The organism is Flavobacterium olei, from assembly GCF_039749035.1.
In the GTDB taxonomy this organism is placed as follows: domain Bacteria; phylum Bacteroidota; class Bacteroidia; order Flavobacteriales; family Flavobacteriaceae; genus Flavobacterium; species Flavobacterium olei.
In genome coordinates this window covers 857,751-878,330 of record NZ_JBDKWC010000001.1, presented here as the reverse complement: position 1 = coordinate 878,330, position 20,580 = coordinate 857,751, and the positions used below count along the sequence as shown (strand labels likewise).

21 protein-coding genes and 1 tRNA gene are annotated in these 20,580 nt (G+C 34.5%); 15 read left to right on the top strand and 7 right to left on the bottom strand.

From position 1 onward, the window contains the following. Position 1: 1 nt before the first annotated feature. Together ABEB31_RS03785 and ribD are read right to left on the bottom strand one after the other, a co-directional pair. The gene (locus ABEB31_RS03785) at positions 2-604 is read right to left on the bottom strand and encodes an HAD family hydrolase (RefSeq protein WP_347050005.1); all 603 of its coding nucleotides are present in this window, start codon (positions 602-604) and stop codon (positions 2-4) included. Continuing rightward, positions 597-1,643, bottom strand: a complete 1,047-nt coding sequence (gene ribD / locus ABEB31_RS03780) for a bifunctional diaminohydroxyphosphoribosylaminopyrimidine deaminase/5-amino-6-(5-phosphoribosylamino)uracil reductase RibD (protein ID WP_347050004.1) — start codon at positions 1,641-1,643, stop codon at positions 597-599. The genes ABEB31_RS03785 and ribD overlap by 8 nt, the downstream gene beginning before the upstream one ends. Before the next feature lie 129 nt (positions 1,644-1,772). On the opposite strand from ribD, the gene ABEB31_RS03775 reads away from it, so the two are divergent. After that, entirely contained in the window at positions 1,773-2,258 is a 486-nt protein-coding gene (locus tag ABEB31_RS03775; RefSeq protein WP_347050003.1) for a GNAT family N-acetyltransferase, read from the top strand. A 90-nt stretch (positions 2,259-2,348) separates the two neighbouring features. Next, entirely contained in the window at positions 2,349-3,203 is an 855-nt protein-coding gene (gene prmC / locus ABEB31_RS03770; RefSeq protein ID WP_347050002.1) for a peptide chain release factor N(5)-glutamine methyltransferase, read from the top strand. Positions 3,204-3,237: 34 nt separating this feature from the next. Here the strand turns inward: prmC and ABEB31_RS03765 are convergent, their stop codons facing one another. Then, positions 3,238-4,479, bottom strand: coding sequence for an ABC transporter permease (locus ABEB31_RS03765; protein ID WP_347050001.1), 1,242 nt, complete (start codon positions 4,477-4,479; stop codon positions 3,238-3,240). A gap of 241 nt (positions 4,480-4,720) precedes the next feature. Between ABEB31_RS03765 and hisS the strand changes: the two genes are divergently transcribed. The 12 genes from hisS to ABEB31_RS03705 all read left to right on the top strand — a co-directional run bounded on the left by hisS (position 4,721) and on the right by ABEB31_RS03705 (position 15,782). Continuing rightward, positions 4,721-6,148 carry a histidine--tRNA ligase gene (gene hisS / locus ABEB31_RS03760; RefSeq protein ID WP_347050000.1) on the top strand — a complete coding sequence of 476 codons (1,428 nt, stop codon included), beginning with the start codon at positions 4,721-4,723 and terminating at the stop codon, positions 6,146-6,148. 268 nt (positions 6,149-6,416) lie between these two features. Then, positions 6,417-6,487, top strand: a tRNA-Trp gene (locus ABEB31_RS03755). Positions 6,488-6,836: 349 nt separating this feature from the next. Continuing rightward, positions 6,837-7,415 (top strand): nucleotide exchange factor GrpE, encoded by a 579-nt coding sequence (locus ABEB31_RS03750; protein WP_347049999.1) that lies wholly within the window; start codon positions 6,837-6,839, stop codon positions 7,413-7,415. Between the two features lie 80 nt (positions 7,416-7,495). Next, the gene (gene dnaJ / locus ABEB31_RS03745; protein ID WP_347049998.1) at positions 7,496-8,605 is read left to right on the top strand and encodes a molecular chaperone DnaJ; all 1,110 of its coding nucleotides are present in this window, start codon (positions 7,496-7,498) and stop codon (positions 8,603-8,605) included. A gap of 160 nt (positions 8,606-8,765) precedes the next feature. Then, positions 8,766-9,686, top strand: coding sequence for an ABC transporter ATP-binding protein (locus ABEB31_RS03740; RefSeq protein ID WP_347049997.1), 921 nt, complete (start codon positions 8,766-8,768; stop codon positions 9,684-9,686). Between the two features lie 98 nt (positions 9,687-9,784). Next, positions 9,785-11,101 (top strand): ABC transporter permease, encoded by a 1,317-nt coding sequence (locus ABEB31_RS03735; protein WP_347049996.1) that lies wholly within the window; start codon positions 9,785-9,787, stop codon positions 11,099-11,101. 165 nt (positions 11,102-11,266) lie between these two features. Further along, positions 11,267-12,430, top strand: coding sequence for a sigma-54-dependent transcriptional regulator (locus ABEB31_RS03730; RefSeq protein ID WP_347049995.1), 1,164 nt, complete (start codon positions 11,267-11,269; stop codon positions 12,428-12,430). Positions 12,431-12,519: 89 nt separating this feature from the next. Beyond that, entirely contained in the window at positions 12,520-13,185 is a 666-nt protein-coding gene (locus ABEB31_RS03725; protein WP_347049994.1) for a DEAD/DEAH box helicase, read from the top strand. Between the two features lie 188 nt (positions 13,186-13,373). Further along, complete coding sequence (locus ABEB31_RS03720; protein ID WP_347049993.1) at positions 13,374-14,084, top strand: alpha/beta hydrolase; 711 nt, start codon at positions 13,374-13,376, stop codon at positions 14,082-14,084. Between the two features lie 27 nt (positions 14,085-14,111). Continuing rightward, complete coding sequence (locus tag ABEB31_RS03715) at positions 14,112-14,330, top strand: putative signal transducing protein (RefSeq protein WP_347049992.1); 219 nt, start codon at positions 14,112-14,114, stop codon at positions 14,328-14,330. Positions 14,331-14,454: 124 nt separating this feature from the next. After that, a complete protein-coding gene (locus ABEB31_RS03710) occupies positions 14,455-15,246 on the top strand; it encodes a Cof-type HAD-IIB family hydrolase (RefSeq protein WP_347049991.1) in 792 nt (263 codons plus the stop codon). Positions 15,247-15,251: 5 nt separating this feature from the next. Further along, on the top strand, positions 15,252-15,782 hold the full coding sequence (locus ABEB31_RS03705) for a GNAT family N-acetyltransferase (RefSeq protein WP_347049990.1): 531 nt from the start codon (positions 15,252-15,254) through the stop codon (positions 15,780-15,782). 79 nt (positions 15,783-15,861) lie between these two features. On the opposite strand, the gene ABEB31_RS03700 is transcribed toward ABEB31_RS03705, so the two are convergent. Further along, positions 15,862-16,380 carry a hypothetical protein gene (locus ABEB31_RS03700; RefSeq protein WP_347049989.1) on the bottom strand — a complete coding sequence of 173 codons (519 nt, stop codon included), beginning with the start codon at positions 16,378-16,380 and terminating at the stop codon, positions 15,862-15,864. A 486-nt stretch (positions 16,381-16,866) separates the two neighbouring features. Between ABEB31_RS03700 and mtaB the strand changes: the two genes are divergently transcribed. Continuing rightward, entirely contained in the window at positions 16,867-18,201 is a 1,335-nt protein-coding gene (gene mtaB / locus ABEB31_RS03695) for a tRNA (N(6)-L-threonylcarbamoyladenosine(37)-C(2))-methylthiotransferase MtaB (RefSeq protein ID WP_347049988.1), read from the top strand. A 247-nt stretch (positions 18,202-18,448) separates the two neighbouring features. Here mtaB and ABEB31_RS03690 read toward each other — a convergent pair whose 3' ends face one another. From ABEB31_RS03690 to ABEB31_RS03680, 3 genes are all read right to left on the bottom strand, one after another. Continuing rightward, positions 18,449-18,955: a hypothetical protein gene (locus ABEB31_RS03690; protein WP_347049987.1), complete on the bottom strand. Its 507-nt coding sequence runs from the start codon at positions 18,953-18,955 to the stop codon at positions 18,449-18,451. Positions 18,956-19,027: 72 nt separating this feature from the next. Then, positions 19,028-19,744 (bottom strand): 3-ketoacyl-ACP reductase, encoded by a 717-nt coding sequence (locus ABEB31_RS03685; RefSeq protein ID WP_347049986.1) that lies wholly within the window; start codon positions 19,742-19,744, stop codon positions 19,028-19,030. A 115-nt stretch (positions 19,745-19,859) separates the two neighbouring features. After that, complete coding sequence (locus tag ABEB31_RS03680) at positions 19,860-20,447, bottom strand: LURP-one-related/scramblase family protein (protein WP_347049985.1); 588 nt, start codon at positions 20,445-20,447, stop codon at positions 19,860-19,862. Between the last annotated feature and the right edge of the window lie 133 nt (positions 20,448-20,580).

Sequence of the window (20,580 nt, the reverse complement as noted above, 5' to 3'; positions counted from 1 at the left end):
ATTATACTATGTTTTTATTAAAAAGGTCAACAACGTCTTCTTTTCCCACCTGCAGATTCCATACTTTTATTCCTAAAGCTGCTGCGCTGTCTGTATTTTCTTTTTTATCATCAACAAACAACGTGTTCTCCGGAACCAGATTATGTTTGTCAATAAGATACTGATAGATTTTCGGATCTGGTTTTCGCATTCCCAAATCAAACGAAAAGTATACTTTCTCAAAGCAATTGTAAAAATCCTGATAAAAAGAAGGACCACTTTTTTCTTCAAAAGTTTTTATGTGAATAGAATCAGTATTACTTAATAGAAAAAGACGATATTTTTTTGATAATTCCTGAAGAAATTCCAAACGGTAAAGCGGAAAATCTGCCAAAACAGTATTCCATGCTTTTAAGATCTCTTCTGTTGAGGCATTTGGTAATTGTTTCTGAAATCCGCCGATAAAATCTTCCGGAGAAATGGCGCCGACTTCAAACGAAAAATTCAATTCATCAAATTCGGAAATCCATTCTTTCATTCCCAGATTTTGAAATCCGGAAATTGTTCCCTGTTTATCCAGATTGATAAAAATATCTCCAAAGTCGAAAATGATGGTGTCAATCATAATTTCTAATTTCTATTAATTCGTCTGTTAATATAGTAGTTTTAACACTGCTTTTTCCTAAAATAACGGGTGCTTTCGTTCCCGATTCAAAACGGCTTTTTCCGATAAAGATGCGCGCTTCATCCCATAAATTCTCCTCTATAAAAGATTGAAGGGTTTGTCTTCCCCCTTCGATAATTATGGATTGGATCTGATTTGTATATAAAACATCCAAAATTTGAGAAATTATATTGCTCTCAAAATCAATGTTTTCAAATTGAGTATTTTTTGTAGATGTTTGTTTGTCTTTAGAAAAAACAATTGTTTTCACCGTTTCATCAAAAATAAAACTGCTCTTATCTATTCTGCCATTTTGATCTATAACAACTCTTACAGGATTATTTCCAGACCAGTCTCTTGCATTTAGTTTTGGATTATCGTCAATAACGGTTTGTGTTCCAACGAGAATAGCCTGTTCTTCAGTTCTCCATTTATGAACCATTTGCCTGGAGTATTGATTAGTAATCCAGACAGGTTTACGGCCCTGGTTAAATATTTTTTCCGGAGCTAAAAAACCATCCTGACTTTCTGCCCATTTTAAAATAATATAAGGTCTCTTTTTTTGATGAAAGGTAAAAAAGCGTTTGTTTAATTTGTTGCATTCGTCTTCTAAAACACCGACTGTCACATTTATCCCGGCTTCGATTAATTTTTTTATTCCTCTTCCTGCGACTTTTTCATTCGGATCGACGGTTCCCACAACCACATTCGGAATTCCATTCGCAATAATTAAATCACAACACGGAGGCGTTTTCCCAAAATGGCTGCAGGGTTCAAGACTTACATATATCGTAGCTTTTTTTAGCAGGGCTTTGTCTTTTACGGAATTTACGGCATTTACTTCTGCATGAGGTTCTCCGGCTTTTTTATGCCAGCCCTCTCCAATAATTTGGTTTTCGTACACAATTACGCTGCCCACCATAGGATTCGGATACGTCGATCCAAGTCCGTTTTGTGCCAGCTGTATACAGCGTTTAATGTATTTCTCTTGTATATTCACAATGCAAAAGTAATTATTTTAAAGGTTTTTGTCCACTATTGTCGTTAAGTTGTGAAACAATCCGAATAGTTATCAGAGGATCAAAAAACTATTTCTATTTTTGTATATATAATGATTTAGAACGAAAAAATGGTAAATTGGCTTATCAGAGAAATTAAAAAGGAAGATAATGAGGCAGTTGCAAGTTTGATAAGATCTGTTTTTGATGAAATGGAAATTCCAAAGGTCGGAACAGCTTATGAGGACCCTTATCTTGATTTAATGTTTGAAGAATATAATAAATCGAGATCTGTATATTTTGTTGTAGAAAGTGAAGGAGAGATTGTAGGCTGCGCCGGAATTGCACCTTTAGAAAATGGAGATGAACAAATATGCGAATTGCAAAAAATGTACTTTCTGCCCCAAACAAGAGGTCTGGGAATCGGAACCAAAATGATGGAGAAATGTCTGGAACAGGCAAGGATTTTTGGTTTCAAAAAATGTTATATAGAGACAATGCCTTTTATGCATGCTGCACAAAAGCTGTATAAAAAATCTGGTTTTGAATATCTTGATGCTCCGCTGGGCTGCACAGGGCACAATTCTTGTCCGGTCTGGATGTTGAAAGTTTTATAGTTTTTAACTGTAACAATTTTAAACTAAACCGACTTATTGGTAGATAAAAAATCAGGTCGGACTGAATTTTATAATGCTCAACAAATTAAAATGAAAATCAAACAATATCGTACTCAGTTTATTAAAGAATTAGCTCCTTTTTACGATGCGTACGAAGCAGAAAGTTTTTTCTATTTGATTCTTGAAAATAAACATAAGCTTCGTCAGATTGATTTAGCCTTAAATCACGAATTGTCTTTTGAAGAAAGTGATTTCATAATCTGGAATGAATTAATTAAGCATTTAAAAAATGAAGTTCCTATTCAATACCTGCTTGGGAAAACAAACTTTTACGGTTTGGATTTTGAAGTAAATGAAAATGTTCTGATTCCAAGACCGGAAACAGAAGAACTTGTAGAATGGATTATCAATGAAAATTCAACTCCGAACAAATCTGAAAAAATAAAAATTCTGGATATTGGAACAGGAAGTGGATGCATTGCTATTTCTTTAGCAAAAAATCTACCAAATGCAGAAGTTTTTGCAATTGATGTTTCCCGCAAAGCAATTGAAACCGCCAAAAGAAATGCGATAACCAATAATGTTGACGTTACTTTTATGTTGCTCAATATTTTGGAAGCAGTAGAGTTTACCTGTCAGTTTGATATCATTGTTTCAAACCCGCCGTACGTCCGTAATTTAGAAAAGCAGGAAATCAAAAAGAATGTTTTGGATTACGAACCGCATTTGGCACTTTTTGTAGAAGATGACGACGCATTGATTTTCTATAGAAAAATTGCTTTACTGGCAAAAAATGCACTCTTCGAAAATGGCAAATTGTATTTTGAAATCAATCAATATCTGGGAAAAGAAATGATTGAATTACTGGAAAACATGGAGTTTAAAGAAGTAGAACTCCGCAAAGATATTTACGATAACGACAGAATGATATCAGGTAAAATTTAATTCCAAATCCAACAAAAAAATAATATTTTTATGATTACTCGTAACGTAAAGCTTCGATAGGATCAAGTTTTGAAGCCTTAATTGCGGGATATAATCCGGAAACCAATGCAACGCAGAAACTGGTTGCAAAAGCGGCAATAATTGCCATCCACGGAATTACAAATGCAAAACTCATGGCAGCCGCAATGCCAAAGCCAAGTAAAATTCCAAGTACAATTCCGACCAGACCACCGATTTGGCCAATCAATAAAGTTTCTATAAAAAACTGAAAAGCTACAGTAGATCTTTTTGCGCCCAACGCTTTGCGCACACCAATTTCCCGTGTACGCTCGGTTACCGAAACAATCATAATATTCATTAAGGCAATAGAGGAACCTAAAATTGTAATTACCGAAATAATCCAGGCCGCCCAGCCCAAATACTGCGTAATTCCTAAAATACGGTTGATTAAATCATCGCTTCGCACTACGCCAAAATTATTGTCACGAACCGGACTTAATTTACGAACTCTTCGCATTGTACTCGTAGCATTATCAATTGCCTGGTCTAAAACTTCTTTTTTAGAAACCATTACACTGATTGTATAATTGATGTTTGGTGCTGTAAATAAAGATCTCGCAACCTGAATCGGAATTAAAACTCTTAAATCCTGACTATTTCCAAACGTAGATCCTTTTTCTTTTAAAACGCCAATAACCTTAAATCGCGCGCCTCGAATGGAAATGATTTTGTCAATTGGATTGATGTCCTTCAAAAGTCCTTTCTCAAAATCAGAACCAACAATACAGGAATACGTATTGTTTTCAACATCAAATTGATTAAAACTTCTGCCTAAACTCGTTTCCAGTCCGGAGTTGGTAATAAAATGTTCGTCTACACCTACAATTGTAATTTCGGGATCGGTTTTTTCGCCCAGATATTTTACTTCTGCCGTTGAAGTAGCAGTAAAGGAAAGAGACGTTTCGGTAAAAGGATATTTGTATTTTGATTTGAAAGCAACAGCTTCAGGATAAGAAATAATCGGATTTACAACTTCGCGCTCGTTTCCGCCGCGATTTCGAACTTTATTTTCGTATTGATTGATATTGAAAGTATTGGCCCCCATTGAAGCAAAATCATTGGAAATGGTGTTTTCAAGTGCAGAAACAACGGTTAATATTCCGACCAGAGCTGTAATTCCGATTGCGATAATCAGAACGGTCAGGATAGTGCGCAGCAATTGGGTTTTGATAGAACCAAACGCAATTCGAATATTTTCTTTAAATAATTTTAGCATATGACCAATTTGTCACGAAAATACGTTTTTTGTTACAAGTTTGTTTTCGAACCTTTAATATTTATTTTAAAAAGTAAGATATTTGCAGGCGATTTTAAATTAAGTCAAAAGTTGGAAAGTCATAAAGTCGAAAGTTTTTATAAACCAACAATCAAAAAATCTAGAAATAAATTAATTTTAAAGGTTTAGATTTTAGTTTCAAAGAATCCAAAATCTAAATCAGAAATCTAAAATAAAAAAGATGGCTTCAAAACCAAGTATTCCAAAAGGAACCAGAGATTTTTCACCGGCAGAGGTGTCAAAACGTCAATATATTATTCAGACTATAAAAACTAATTTTGAAAAATTTGGTTTTCAGCCTATTGAAACGCCTTCGTTTGAAAATTCGGATACTCTGATGGGAAAATATGGAGAAGAAGGCGATCGTCTGATTTTTAAAATTCTGAATTCGGGTAATTTTTTCTACAATAAAAGTAAAATAGAACTTCCGGAAGCATTAGAAGAACTGCAATTAAATTCTGCTGAGAAAATCAGTTTAGAACAAAGAATCGAACTGAATAAATTTACGTCAAAAATTTCAGAAAAAGCATTGCGTTATGATTTGACAGTTCCTTTTGCACGATATGTAGTGCAACACCAAAGTGAAATTGAATTTCCTTTTAAAAGATATCAGATTCAGCCGGTTTGGAGAGCAGATAATCCGCAGAAAGGCCGTTTTAGGGAATTTTTTCAATGTGACGCCGATGTGGTAGGCTCAAAGTCATTATGGCAGGAAGTCGAACTGGTACAATTGTACGATACCGTTTTTACTGCTTTAGGTTTAGAAGGCGTTACGATTAAAATTAATAACCGTAAAATTTTATCGGGAATTGCTGAGGTGATCGGAGCTTCAGATAAATTGATTGATTTTACAGTCGCGTTAGATAAGCTGGATAAAATCGGCGAAGACGGCGTTAAAAAAGAAATGATCGAAAAAGGAATTGCTGAAGATGCGTTGGTTAAAGTACAGCCTCTTTTTAGCTTTTCAGGAACTTTCACAGATAAAATTGATCAGCTTTCTGTAATGTTGGCTTCATCAGAAGAGGGAATGAAAGGTGTGGAAGAACTAAAGTTTATTTGTGATAATGTGGCGACTTTAGGATTGTCAACTGCAACTTTGGATTTGGATGTTACTTTAGCGCGTGGACTTAATTATTATACCGGGGCCATTTTTGAAGTAGCGGCGCCGAAAACGGTCGCGATGGGTTCTATTGGCGGCGGTGGCAGATACGACGATTTGACTGGTATTTTTGGATTGAAAAATATGAGCGGTGTCGGAATTTCTTTTGGACTGGACAGGATTTATCTGGTTTTAGAGGAATTACAATTATTTCCGGAAACTGTTGCGGCAACCTCTAAAGCGCTGTTTTTAAATTATGGAGATAAGGAAGCGTTGTACGCTTCGCAGGCAATTCAGAAGCTGAGAAAAGAAAATATAAAAGTAGAATTATATCCTGACAATGTAAAATTAGGAAAACAGTTTCAATATGCAGATAAACGATTGATTCCGTTTGCAGTAATTGTTGGAGATACAGAAATGGCTTCCAATTTATACGCGCTTAAAAATCTTGTTTCCGGAGAGCAGGTTACTGTGGATTTTGAAGGATTGAAAAACGCTTTGCTGGCTTAGAATTTAATTACAAAGAGCGCAAGGGTTTATGCAAGGTTCGCAAGTTATAAAAAGATAGCCCACGGTTTTAACCGTGGGAACGCAAGGATATTGTTTTTTTGCCACGAATTTCACGAATTAATTTATAAAACATAGCTCACGGTTTCAACCGTTGGAACGTAAAGAGTTTGTAATTTAAAGAGCCTGAACAACTTGACTTAAATCCTTTTAAATGTGCCTCAAATAGTTGCCAGATAAAAAAAAAACCTTTTAATTTGCGGCCTAAGTTACGGGCGTAGTTCAAGGGTAGAATAGCGGTCTCCAAAACCGTTGATGGGGGTTCGAATCCCTCCGCCCGTGCAACTGGATTTTAAAAAGTAAAGATTTAATCTGACACTTTGCCAAAGAAAAAAATGCATAAAAAAAGCTTCGTCTGAATTTCTGACGAAGCTTTTTTTAATATAAGGTAAATTTGAATTAATAATTATTTTTATAGCCGAGGCTAGCCCTTAAATTCAATTTTAAATAATAAAAATTTAGTTTGTTGTGTCCTCAAATTTACATCAAACTAAAACGTAATAGTCTTAAAATTATACTAAATTTTTCAGGGTGACTAATAAAATTTAATTGGCTCATTTTTAATAAAGTGACAATTTGACATTTTATGAGATTTGGCAGTACTTTTGCAATCCAACAGAAAGAATAAAAAATGAAGTTTAAAAATATTTTTAAAAATAAAAGTGATATGACTACGGAAAATACAGAATTCGATCAAGAATTAGACGATGTAACGTTAGAAAATAACGCCAATGGAGAGCAGTTAATTGTTGAAGAATTAAGTGTTGAAGAGCAACTGGCACAAGACTTAGCAAAAGAAAAAGATAAGTTTTTAAGATTATTTGCCGAATTTGAAAATTACAAAAAAAGAACTTCGAAAGAACGTATGGATTTATTTAAAACAGCCAATCAAGAAGTTTTGCTTGCAATGCTTCCTGTTTTAGATGATTTTGACAGAGCTATTGTGGAAATCAATAAATCTGACGACGAAAATTTGAAAAAAGGTGTAGAATTAATTCACGAAAAACTAAAAAGTACTTTAGTTTCTAAAGGATTAGAGCAGGTTGAAGTTGGAGCAGGAGATGCTTTTAACGCTGATTTTGCTGAAGCAATTACCCAAATCCCAGCTCCGTCTGATAAATTAAAAGGGAAAATTGTTGATGTAATTGAAAAAGGATACAAATTAGGAGATAAAATTATTCGTTTTCCTAAAGTGGTTATCGGGAACTAAAAAACATATAAAGTCTTAAAGTCAATATTATCTATTGAAATTTGGATTTAAAATTTTGTACTTGGAATTTAACCTAGACTATGAAAAAAGATTTTTACGAAATATTAGGCATTTCAAAAAATGCAGATGCTGCCGAAATTAAAAAAGCGTATAGAAAAAGTGCGTTGAAATATCACCCGGATAAAAATCCGGGCGACAAAGAGGCAGAAGAAAACTTTAAATTAGCAGCAGAAGCTTATGAAGTTTTAAGCGATCCGCAGAAAAAAGCGAAATACGACCAGTACGGACATCAGGCATTTGATGGTTCAGGTGGATTCGGCGGAGGTCACGGCGGCATGAATATGGATGACATTTTCAGCCAGTTTGGTGATATCTTCGGAGGCGGATTTGGCGGTTTCGGAGGCGGAGGCGGTGGTCCTCGCCGTTCTAAAGGAAGCAATCTTCGTATCAAAGTTAAACTGACTTTGGAAGAAATTGCAAATGGAGTAGAGAAAAAAGTAAAAGTAAAACGTAAAGTTCAGGCCAAAGGTGTAACCTATAAAACGTGTACAACTTGTAACGGGCAAGGTCAGGTAATGCGTGTAACCAATACTATTTTGGGAAGAATGCAGTCTGCATCAACTTGTCCTGCTTGTGGCGGTTCTGGTCAGATTTTAGATAAAAAACCTTCTGAAGCAGATGCTCAGGGAATGGTTCAGGAAGATGAGACAGTATCAATCAAAATTCCTGCAGGGGTTGTTGACGGTATGCAGTTAAAAGTTTCTAATAAAGGAAACGATGCTCCGGGGAACAGTATACCGGGAGATTTAATTGTAGCTATTGAAGAAATTGAGCACGAATTCCTGAAACGTGAAGGTGAAAATGTGCATTACGATCTATATATCAGTTTTCCGGAAGCAGTTTTGGGAGCTTCTAAAGATATTGAAGCAATTAACGGAAAAGTGCGCATTAAGTTGGAAGAAGGAATTCAGTCCGGAAAAATCTTAAGGCTAAAAGGAAAAGGTATTCCAAGTTTAAACGGTTACGGAAGTGGTGATTTATTAGTGCATGTAAACGTTTGGACTCCGAAAACATTAAATAAAGAGCAAAAACAATTTTTTGAAAATGCTTTAAATAATGAACATTTTGCTCCAAATCCTGAGAAATCTGAAAAATCATTTTTTGAAAAAGTAAAAGACATGTTTTCATAACTAAAACTTTTTTAAAAGTGCTTAAATAAATAAAACCCATTCTAAGATAAATTTAGAATGGGTTTTTTGCTTATTCATACTTAGAATAGCTTTGAATTAATTATTTTTACATCCGCTTAACAGCAAAGGTCAATTTGACATAGAAAATCGATAAAAACAAATGAGCAACTTACTTGAAGTACATAAAGTCGTAAAAAAATACGGTGATTATGTGGCGCTTAACGAAGTTTCATTAAATGTGCCGAAAGGAAGCATTTATGGACTTTTAGGTCCAAACGGAGCTGGAAAAACTTCCCTTATCAGAATTATCAACCAAATTACGATGCCCGATCGTGGAGAAGTAATTTTAGATGGAGAAAAACTGCAGCCCAAACATGTGCAGACTATTGGCTATTTGCCCGAAGAGAGAGGTTTGTACAGTACCATGAAAGTAGGAGAGCAATGTTTGTATCTTGCTCAGATGAAGGGACTTTCTAAAGCCGAAGCCAAAAAACAACTGGATTATTGGTTTGATCGTTTAGGAATTCAGGGTTGGTGGAACAAGAAGATTCAGGAACTTTCTAAAGGAATGGCACAAAAAATTCAGTTTGTGGTTTGTGTACTTCATAAACCAAAATTGCTGATTTTAGATGAACCTTTCTCAGGTTTCGATCCTGTAAATGCGAATGTAATCAAAGATGAAATCTTAGCTTTGAAAGAACAAGGTTCTACAATTATTTTTTCGACACACCGCATGGAAAGTGTTGAAGAATTATGTGATCATATTTCCTTAATTCACAAATCAAATAAACTAATCGAAGGAAAAGTTGCCGATGTTAAACGACAGTTTAGAACCAATAGTTTTGAGGTCGGGATTTTAACAGGCAATGTGGAGGGTTTGATGTACGACATTACACAAAAATTCACGGTTTCTCCTGCAAATTTTAAGTCACTAAATGAAGATTTGAAATTGAATGTAGAGATTGGAAACTCGGCGCCAAACGAATTACTTAATATCCTGACACAACGAGGTCAGGTTACTCATTTTGTAGAAAAAATTCCAAGTATTAACGATATTTTTATTCAAACAGTAACTGGATAGGCTTTAGATCGGTAGACTTCTTAGATTCTTAGATAATCTTGAAGTTTAAAAAGGTCTAAAAAAGTCTAAGAAGTCTAAAATCTAACAATCTAAAATAAATGAGTATAATTTCACTAATTATAAAAAGAGAATTTATTGCAAAAGTCAGAAACAAATCTTTTGTTGTCATGACTTTTTTAAGTCCGATATTGTTTGTTGCAGTAGCGGGTTTTATTGGCTATTTAAGTTCTATGAAAGCAGATACTAAGCGAATTGCAATTCATGATGAAACAGGTTTGTTCGCGGGAGATTTTTTAAAAGAAAACAAAAAAGGGGGAGAATATAGATATCTGAATTTATCTGAAGTAAGTCTCAGTGCCTTAAAAGACAGCATTTCAAAAGAGAATTTCAGCGGATTATTAGTAATTCCTAAAACAGATTCAGAAAGAGAATTACAATCAAAAATTGAATTTATTTCCAATAATAGTCCAAGTATTTCTTTTATCGAAAACACTCAGGATGTTATTGCTTCAAAAATCACTAAAATCAATTTACAAAAAGCAAAGCTAGATACTTTGGCCATTCAAAAGGCGCAGGGCGAAGTTAATATTCATTTGGCAAAAGCTTCTGGGGAAGAAAGTCTAAAAGGACTGAATGAAATAAAAATCGGAATCGGAGGTGCGTTTGGTTATTTGATCATGATGTTTATTATCATTTACGGCAACATGGTTATGCGAAGTGTAATCGAAGAGAAAACAAACCGTATCATTGAAATTATCATTTCATCTGTAAAACCATTTGATTTGATGATCGGTAAAATTATCGGAACTTCATTGGCCGGAATTTTACAATTTGCCATTTGGGCCATTATAGGTCTGGGACTAATGTTTGCTGCATCGGCATTTTTTGGTGTGAATGTCGGTCCAACGGCCAGAATTTCGCCAGAATTAATGCAATCGGCGCAGCACGAACTTTCGGGAACGGCTCAAATGTACATTGCCGAATTATGGAATCTTCCCATTGCCAGTATCATTATTGGTTTTGTGGTTTACTTTATTGGAGGATACTTTTTATACAGCTCATTTTACGCTGCAATTGGTGCGGCGGTAGACAATCAAACCGACTCACAGCAATTTTTATTACCTATCATAATGCCGCTTATATTAAGCGTTTATATTGGATTTTTTACAGTTGTAAACGATCCGCATGGAACAGTTGCAGTTGCATTCTCTATGATTCCGCTGACTTCGCCAATAGTGATGTTAATGCGTATTCCATTTGGAGTGCCGTGGTGGCAAATTGCAATTTCGGTATCATTATTGTTTGCTACGTTTTTCCTTGTTGTGTGGTTCGCCGCAAAAATTTACCGTGTTGGTATTTTAATGTACGGCAAAAAACCAACCTGGAAAGAATTGTACAGATGGCTTAAATATTGATTGGAAAAAGGAGCAAAGCATCAGAGGTTCAAAGGAACAAAGGTTTCCAATCTCTGTCGTTTTGCGTTAAAAAATATATTAATATAGTAAAGATGCAGTGTAGATAGTGACAAAGTAAAGAACCTTTGCCTCTTTGTGCCTCTGCACCTTTGAACCTTAAAAAGAATGAGTAAAATACTAATTATAGAAGACGAAGCGGCAATCAGAAGGGTTTTGGTAAAAATTTTATCAGAAGAAAATGATTCGTATCAGGTTGATGAAGCGGAAGATGGTGTAGCCGGACTCGATAAAATAAAAAACAACGATTACGATCTGGTTTTGTGCGATATCAAAATGCCCAAAATGGATGGTGTTGAGGTTTTGGAAGAAGTAAAGAAAATAAAACCTGAAATTCCGATGGTAATGATTTCCGGACATGGAGACATGGAAACGGCTATTCATACTATGCGTTTGGGGGCATTTGATTATATTTCAAAACCACCTGATTTAAACCGTCTTTTGAATACCGTTCGCAACGCTTTAGACAAAAAACAATTGGTTGTTGAGAATAAAATTCTAAAGAAAAAAGTCAGCAAAAATTACGAAATGATCGGCGAGAGCGAATCTATTAATCATATCAAAATGATGATTGATAAAGTAGCGCAAACTGAAGCCAGAGTTTTGATAACCGGGCCAAACGGAACGGGAAAAGAATTAGTAGCGCACCAATTGCACGAGAAGAGTGAGCGCGCTAATTTTCCTTTAATCGAAGTAAACTGTGCTGCGATTCCGAGTGAACTGATAGAAAGTGAATTATTCGGACACGTAAAAGGCGCTTTTACATCGGCGGTTAAAGACCGCGCCGGAAAGTTTGAAGCAGCCGATAAGGGAACCATTTTCCTCGACGAAATTGGAGACATGAGTCTTTCGGCGCAAGCCAAAGTATTACGCGCACTGCAGGAAAGTATGATTACCAGGGTGGGTGCCGATAAAGACATAAAAGTAGACGTACGTGTTGTAGCCGCAACCAATAAAGATCTAAAAACCGAAATTGCCGAAGGCCGTTTCCGTGAAGATTTATACCATAGATTAGCCGTGATTTTAATCAAAGTCCCACCCTTGAATGAGAGACGGGACGATATTCCGGCTTTGATTTTACATTTTGCAGAAAAAATAGCTTCAGAACAGGGAAATGCTGTGAAAGGATTTTCGGCGGAAGCCATAAAATTATTGCAGGAATACGACTGGACGGGAAATATTCGTGAACTCAGAAACGTAGTAGAAAGACTGATTATTTTAGGAGGCAGCGAAATCTCAGAAACGGATGTTAAACTGTTTGCAAGCAAATAAATTAATTTAATGATTTAAATATTTAATGATTGAAAGATCAATTTAGAATCTTTCAATTTTTCAATTTTTTAATCTTTTAATCTCATTAGATGAAACTAAAAAAAATAAACGAAAAATTACAGGACGGTTTAATTGAAAATGGTTTAACGGAAGCTAATGCGCTTCAGTTAGAAACTTTCTCTACCATAAAAAGTGGTGCCGATTGTATTATTATTTCGCCGGAAGGAAGCGGAAAAACCACAACAATTGTCATCAATGTGATTCAGCAATTGGCTGGAAAAATAGAAGAATCGCCACGAGCCCTGATTATCGTTGAAGACAAAGCAAAGGTTTTGGAAATGGTAGAGCTTTTTAATAAATACGGAAAATATACCGATCTGGAAATTTATGGCGTTCATGAAAAAGGGGATATGGATTATGATAAAAACTATATTTCAACCGGAATTGATGTTTTAATCGGAACGCCGGTCAAATTAAATGATATGTTTACCACGGCTGGTTATAATGTAAACCGTCTGAAAATGATGATTTTGGATGATGCAGATCCGATTTTGAAATTGCGCAACGAAACCAAAATCATGCGTATTTCCAATAGTATTGCAAAAGTACAACGTATTATTTTTGCCGAAGAATTAACAGAGCGTATTGAAATCCTTGCAGATAAAATGTTGCTGGAACCGTATTTATTTGATATGGATGAAGAAGGCGAAGAGGAACTCGATGAGGAGGAAGATGATATTCAGGAAGAAGAATAAATATAATAGTCTCGACTTTCAGTCTCAATTTTCAGTTTTAAACATTGAAAATTGGGACTGAAAAATTTATAACAGAAATAACAATGGAGATTTTTAAAACGCTTAAATTTTTGGTTATCGTTCTTGCGTGCGCTTTCCTTGTTATTTATGTTTTAATGATTTCCTATATTTATTTTAATCAGGTGGGAATGATTTTTCAAAGTGTAGCCCTTCCAAAAAATCATAAGTATGAGTATCTTGAAAAATTTGAAGAATTAAATATAAAATCTTTTGACGGAGCAAATCTGAATGGTTTACTTTTTAAAACTGAAAAATCAAAAGGACTTATTTTTTATCTTCATGGAAATGCAGGAACACTTGATACCTGGGGGAAAATTGCAAAAATATATACCAACTTAGGGTATGATATTTTTATTTTAGATTATCGAGGTTTTGGAAAAAGTGAAGGTGAGATTGAAAATGAAGAGCAAATGATCAGAGATATTTCAATTGTGTATCAAACTTTAAAAAAACAATATTCTGAAGACAAAATAATAATCGCCGGGTATTCTATTGGTTCGGGATTTGCATCAATTTTGGCGTCACAGAATAATCCCAAAGCTTTGATTCTTCAATCGCCTTATTACAGCTTTACAGAATTGTCAAGTACAAGAGTTCGTTTCTTTCCTGACTTTATGAAAAAATTTAAATTGGAAACCCATACTTATTTACAAAAAGTTAAAGCGCCAATTTACCTGTTCCATGGAAAGGAAGATCGCCTAATTTCATATGAAAATTCTATTCGTCTGAACAGAATAGTCAATCAAAAAGCTCATCTTATTCTCCTGGAAAACCAGGAGCATATTGGAATGAACGAGAATAATGATTATCAAAATAAATTGAAAATAATATTAGAATAAAATAATTAATTATAAAAACAAAATGTCATGGGATTAATGAAGGTGTTTTCAGGAAGCGAAATATTAGCAATTGCTTTGCAGGAAAGATTAGAAGAAGCAGGAGTAGAAACAGTAAAAAAAGATAATATTCAGTCGGCTCGTTTGGGCGGATTCGGTCAGACCGATTTAGCTGTTGAATTGTTTATTCAGGAAACAGATTTTGCAAAAGCAAATCCTGTTGTAGAACAATTTAGAATGAGTATCTAATACATAGTGATTTAGTTACCATTCCTTCTTCTTAGAAACTAATTGTTTAGAACAAAGTGCTAAAAACGAAGTATCAGGGACTAAAAAAACTAAAAAATTAAGAACTAAAAAAATGCAATACAAAATGATTGTACTCGACATGGATGATACCTTGTTGACAGACGACCACAGAATTTCAGATTTAAATAAAAAAGTACTTTTAGAAGCCCAGGCAAAAGGTGTATATGTAGTTTTGGCTTCTGGACGACCAACTATTGCGATGACTTCTTATGCAAAAGATTTACAATTAGATCTAAACGATTCGTATATGATTTCGTTTAACGGAGCCATAATAAGCCGCGTAAAAGATGATTTGATTTTGTTTGAACAGAAATTGACAGTTGAACAAATTCACGCTTTATACGATTACAGCGTGAAAATGAAAACCGATATTATCACGTATCTGGATAATGAAATTATCAGCGAAACAGATTCAGAATACATTGAAATCGAAAAAGAAATTACCGGAATGGCGCATCGTAAAGTTCCGGATTTTAAAAGTTATGTTGACAGACCGGCGGTAAAATGCATCTTATTGCAGGATCCTGATTATTTAAAAACGGTAGAAAAAGACTTAATTGCGGCAATGCCACATTTGAGTGTTACAACTTCTAAACCTTTTTTTCTGGAAGTAGCGCAATTAGGAATCGATAAGGCGGCCAGTTTGAAACTTTTGGCAGAAAAGCTGGGAATTCATCAAAATGAAATTATAGCAGTAGGAAACGCGGCAAATGACTTAACCATGATCGAATACGCCGGTTTGGGAGTCTGGGTTGATAATGTAGCACCGGAATTGCGTGATAAAGCAAATTTAATCGTATCTTCAAATAATAATGATGGAGTAGCCGAGGTTGTACAGCGCTACATTTTAAATTAAATACGATGAAAAAACCAATTGAAACAGAACGTTTAATTTTAAGGGAATTACAGCTTTCAGATGCTGACGGAATGTTTGAGTTGGATTCGAACCCAAATGTGCATTTATTTTTGGGCAACAGACCTGTGAAACATATTGAAGAAAGCATTGAATATATTGAAAATATTCAAAAACAGTATCAGAATTTCGGCATCGGAAGATGGGCTGTTATTCTAAGAGAAACAAACGAATTTATTGGCTGGTCGGGAATAAAATATATTACTGATGAGATCAATAAACACCAGAATTTCTACGAATTAGGATATCGTTTTATCGAAGAACACTGGGGAAAAGGGTATGCTTCTGAAGCCGGAAAAGCTTTTGTGGATTATGCTTTTAAAGAATTGAAAGCACAAGCACTTTACGCTTACGCGGATGCGGGAAATGAAAGCTCAAGGAAGATCCTGGAGAAGTTAGGTTTTCACTTTGTGAATTCGTTTACTTATCAGGAAGAATTAGAAGTTTGGTATGAACTCAAAAATCCGGACTCAAACTAAAAAAAATGTGTTCCAAATCTTTACATACTTAAAAGTCAGTAAAGATTTGGAAACCATTTAGAGTTAAAATATTGTACTATTATTTTTTAGCTACAGAAACAAAATATTTATTTCCGTCACCCATAGTTAATTTTACACGCTCGTCGCAAAGATCGATTGCAAAATTAGCACTTTCGTAACAGCTGCAGGTTGTGTTTTTGTCTTTAGACATTTCAGTCTTACAGTTGTTGTTTTTAAAACTTGCTAATTGTGGTGTATACAAACTAACTAAATCAGTAGAAGCAGTTACCAAAGAAATAATGCTTGCTGAGTTATTATTAGTTATTCTGTAAACAATTCTATCCGTATAGTTTACTTCATTTACAGTTACTTTACGAATATAAGTGTAAGCTGTCGAACCTTCGCCTGGCTCTTTTACTTCAAATTTAAATCCAACAGCGCGAATCGCAACATCAAATTGTTGTTGTGAGTTCATGCTTGCCCATGTAGTCAATGTACTAATCGAAGGAAATGGATTTGAAGCCGGAGCATTAGTTTGCGCTTGCGAACTAAAAAGGGTTAGGAACATCAAGCAGATCGTGGGTAAAAATGCTTTCATAAAGCGTGGTATTTGTATAATATTTTGCCTACTCTCTTTGGTTTTCGGCTTTCCCATTTCATTTTGTAACACAAAACAACAACATAACGAGTAAAATTCAAAATTGTTATGCGTGAATTATTATTTAATTAATCAAATCCTCTTAAAATTTTTAAATACGGATTTATTCAATCGCAAAATTATAACAAAGGTAAATGTAAGAAATTTTGAATCTAAACGAATAAAAAATGTATTTAATCGATAATATTTGCATTTAATCGATTATTTTGTCATTTTATTCTTATTGAAATGTTAAAAAAAAGTTCTGGTTGGATAGTATTCGCATAAAAATAAATTTTATTATTAATCTCTTTTTATGCAGGGATATTTGCATCTACTTCAAATTCCTGACCCGAAGTAAATTAATCGCTTTCTTTTGATGAATATTGTTTGTAAATTTGCAGCCTTAAATTTTTTGACAACGATTTCATTAATTTAAGACAGATTATGGAAAACAGAAAGAAAGTTGCCTTTTATACGCTGGGTTGTAAACTGAATTTTTCAGAAACTTCTACAATTGCCAGAAACTTTAATGACGAAGGTTTTGACCGCGTCGATTTTGAAGATGTTGCAGATATATATGTAATCAATACTTGCTCGGTTACAGAAAATGCCGACAAACAGTTTAAACAAGTTGTGAGAAAAGCGATGAAGCTTAACGAAAAAGCTTTTGTTGCCGCTGTTGGCTGTTATGCGCAATTAAAACCAGAAGAACTAGCCTCTGTAGACGGTGTAGATTTGGTTTTGGGAGCTACAGAGAAATTCAAAATTACCGATTATATAAATGATCTCAGTAAAAACGACATGGGTGAAGTGCACTCCTGCGAGATTGCCGAAGCCGATTTTTATGTAGGAAGTTATTCTATAGGAGATCGTACCCGAGCATTTCTAAAAGTGCAGGATGGCTGTGATTATAAATGTACCTATTGTACAATTCCACTGGCACGTGGAATTTCAAGAAGTGATGCCTTAGAAAATGTTTTAAAAAATGCCAAAGAAATTTCAGCTCAGAATATTCGCGAGATTGTTCTAACGGGAGTAAATATTGGAGATTACGGAAAAGGGGAGTTCGGGAATAAAAAACACGAGCATACTTTTCTGGATTTGGTTCAGGCGCTGGACAAAGTAGAAGGAATTGAACGTTTGAGAATTTCATCCATCGAACCGAATTTGCTAAAAAACGAAACCATAGAATTTGTTTCCAAAAGCAGAACTTTTGTACCCCATTTTCACATTCCGCTGCAATCTGGAAGTAATGATATTTTAAAATTAATGAAACGTCGTTATTTACGTGAAGTTTATATCGATCGTGTCAATAAAATACGAGAGGTAATGCCGCATGCCTGCATTGGAGTGGATGTTATTGTTGGCTTTCCGGGCGAAACAGACGAGCACTTTTTAGAAACTTATCATTTCTTAAACGATCTGGATATTTCGTATCTGCATGTCTTTACATACTCAGAAAGAGATAATACAGAAGCAGTAGACATGGAAGGTGTTGTTCCTTCAAATGTAAGGGCAAAACGCAGTAAAATGCTTCGCGGTTTATCTGTGAAAAAACGTCGTGCTTTTTATGAAAGTCAATTGGGAACTAACAGAACAGTTCTTTTTGAAGGAGAAAATAAAGAAGGTTACATACACGGATTTACAGAAAACTATGTAAAAGTAAAAACACCGTGGAATCCGGAACTCGTAAATACTTTGCAGGAAATAAATCTGACCAAAATTGATGAAGACGGAAGTGTTCGTCTGGAGTTTTTAAATAAACTGGCAGAGGTTTAATCAAGAAAATAATTAGAAAAACATAAAGTTTGTCATTTCGACCGAAGGGAGAAATCGCACTAGAAACTCCACAAAGTAAATTACCAATCTTTGTCCATATACTAGTGTAATTTCTCCCTTCGGTCGAAATGACAAAAACGACAAAACTCTATAACTTTAAATTAAAGAGTTTTGTCGTTTTTTTATTAAAAATTGTTCGTGTATCTCTGCGAAAAACCTACGCGAATCTCTGTGAAACAAAAAAAAATCAATTATCCTCTCCAACAATCAATTTCAAAGAATTAATATAATCTGTATCAAATTCAATAACACGAATTTTTTCAGGATTAAAACTTAATTCGCCGCCAAACTGACCTTTTGTATCCAGAAAATCAATTGTAAGTTCTTCGTCTGTAAATTCAATCAGTTTTCCTAAATAAGCAGATTTTGAAGATTTTTTTGCAAGTTGAAAAATGCCGTATTTCTCAGAGACATATTTCATAATCGATGCTAAATCGCGTATCGGAATGATATCTTCCGAATTGATTTGTAAGCCTTTCATTCGAATTACTTTCTCATTAAAAGCCAAATCATGATCACGATTAACCGCTTCAATATTTTTATTTTTTAAAATCACAAAACCATCCAATATAAAATCGACAGGATTATTTCGAAGTAAAATCCAGTCGTCAGAATAATCGATAAGAAAACCGGTAAAGATTTCTTTTTTATCCTGAAATTCAATTTCGACCAATTGTCTTAAATATTGCTCCATTACGTTTTTTTTAAATTCCAATCTCTAAGTTAATAAATTGGAATTTGAGATTTCTAAAATTTGAGATTTAAATTAAGGATTAGTAGACCAAATACTGCTGTTTTTCACAAAAACTCTTCGGTTTAGTTTCAACTGCGAAATAATTAATTCTGCCATATCTTCAGACTGCATTACTTTTTCGGGGTTTCCGTCTGTCAGGTTCAAATCTTTCGCCATATCAGTTGCCACTGTACTAGGTGTTAAAGCAGTAACACGAATATTGTGTTTTCTCATTTCCTGCATTAAAGAATCGGTTAAGCCTAAAACAGCAAATTTAGATGCACTGTAAGCGCTTGTTAAAGCATTTCCGTTCAATCCCGCAGTTGAAGAAATATTAATAATATCTCCGGTCTGTCTTTCGATCATATTCGGAATTACGGCGCGGGTTGTATAATAAGTCCCCATTAAATTAACCTGAATAATTCTTTCGAAAGTTTCCGGTTCAAGTTCAAGGAATTTTCCAAAAGAAGCAATTCCGGCGCTGTTTATCAAAATGTCAATAGTTTTAAATTCGCTTAAGGCTTTTTCTACAGCATTATTAATCGAATTAATATCGGCAACATCTGCAGAGATCGCTATAGTTTTTGCCCCAAGATCTGCAGTTTCTTTTGCCAGCTCATCAATGTCGCTTTGCGTTCTCGAAACCAGAATTAAGTTTACACCTTCTTTGGCCAAAGCAATAGCAACGGCTTTTCCAATTCCTTTTCCGGCGCCTGTTATAAGCGCATTTTTATTTTTTAAGTCAGTCATGATTGTAAATTTAGAAAATGCAAAAGCATTATTTTGAGTCTTACAAAAATAAGCTTTTGCAAACTAAAAATAATGCTTTCAGATGTATTCTTAATCTAAGTTTAACAGGTTTTTACTATTCCTTCAAAACCATATCGATACACATTACTGCTCCTAAAATCAACTGTCTTAAATGGCTGTCAGTTGGTACGGTTTCTTCAATCTGAAGTACATAATTGTCGGCACTGGTAAAGAATTCTTTTCCTAATCCTGCCCATTTTTTGCTTACCTGCGCCAGTGGTTTTCCTTCGTGAGAAAATTTAAAATCCCAGCCAGTCCATTTTCCCTGTAAAGTCGCAACAGGTTTTTCGTTTTTGTCTAAGATGTCAAATTTACCTCCAATAGAAAAGAATTTTTGTTTGAAGGTTCCAACCAAACGATCTTTCTCATCCAATACTTCAACGGTAGAACGAAAAATGGCAACACCTCTTCTTACGGTAATTAATTTTTCTCCCGACGGAGTTGAAATTTCAACATTAAAAGGAGTAGCTCTTTTGTAATCGGTAAAACGTAATATTTTGGTAAAAAAGCCTAAATTATTTTCGCGGCAGTTTAAGATAATTTGATTGTTGTCGGGATTGTAGATATCGTAATTGTTTGCGGCTTTAAACATTCCGACATGTTCTTTTACTAAAAATAGATTCTGGCTTAAAATTGAATTCATTGAGTATATAATATTTGATTGATAAAGATCAAATGTACTAAAATATCTATCAAATCCTTATTTAGGATTTATTGTTAATGATGATTTAACCGCAAAAAAAATTAAACCTGGAAACACACCGAAGTGCGTCTCC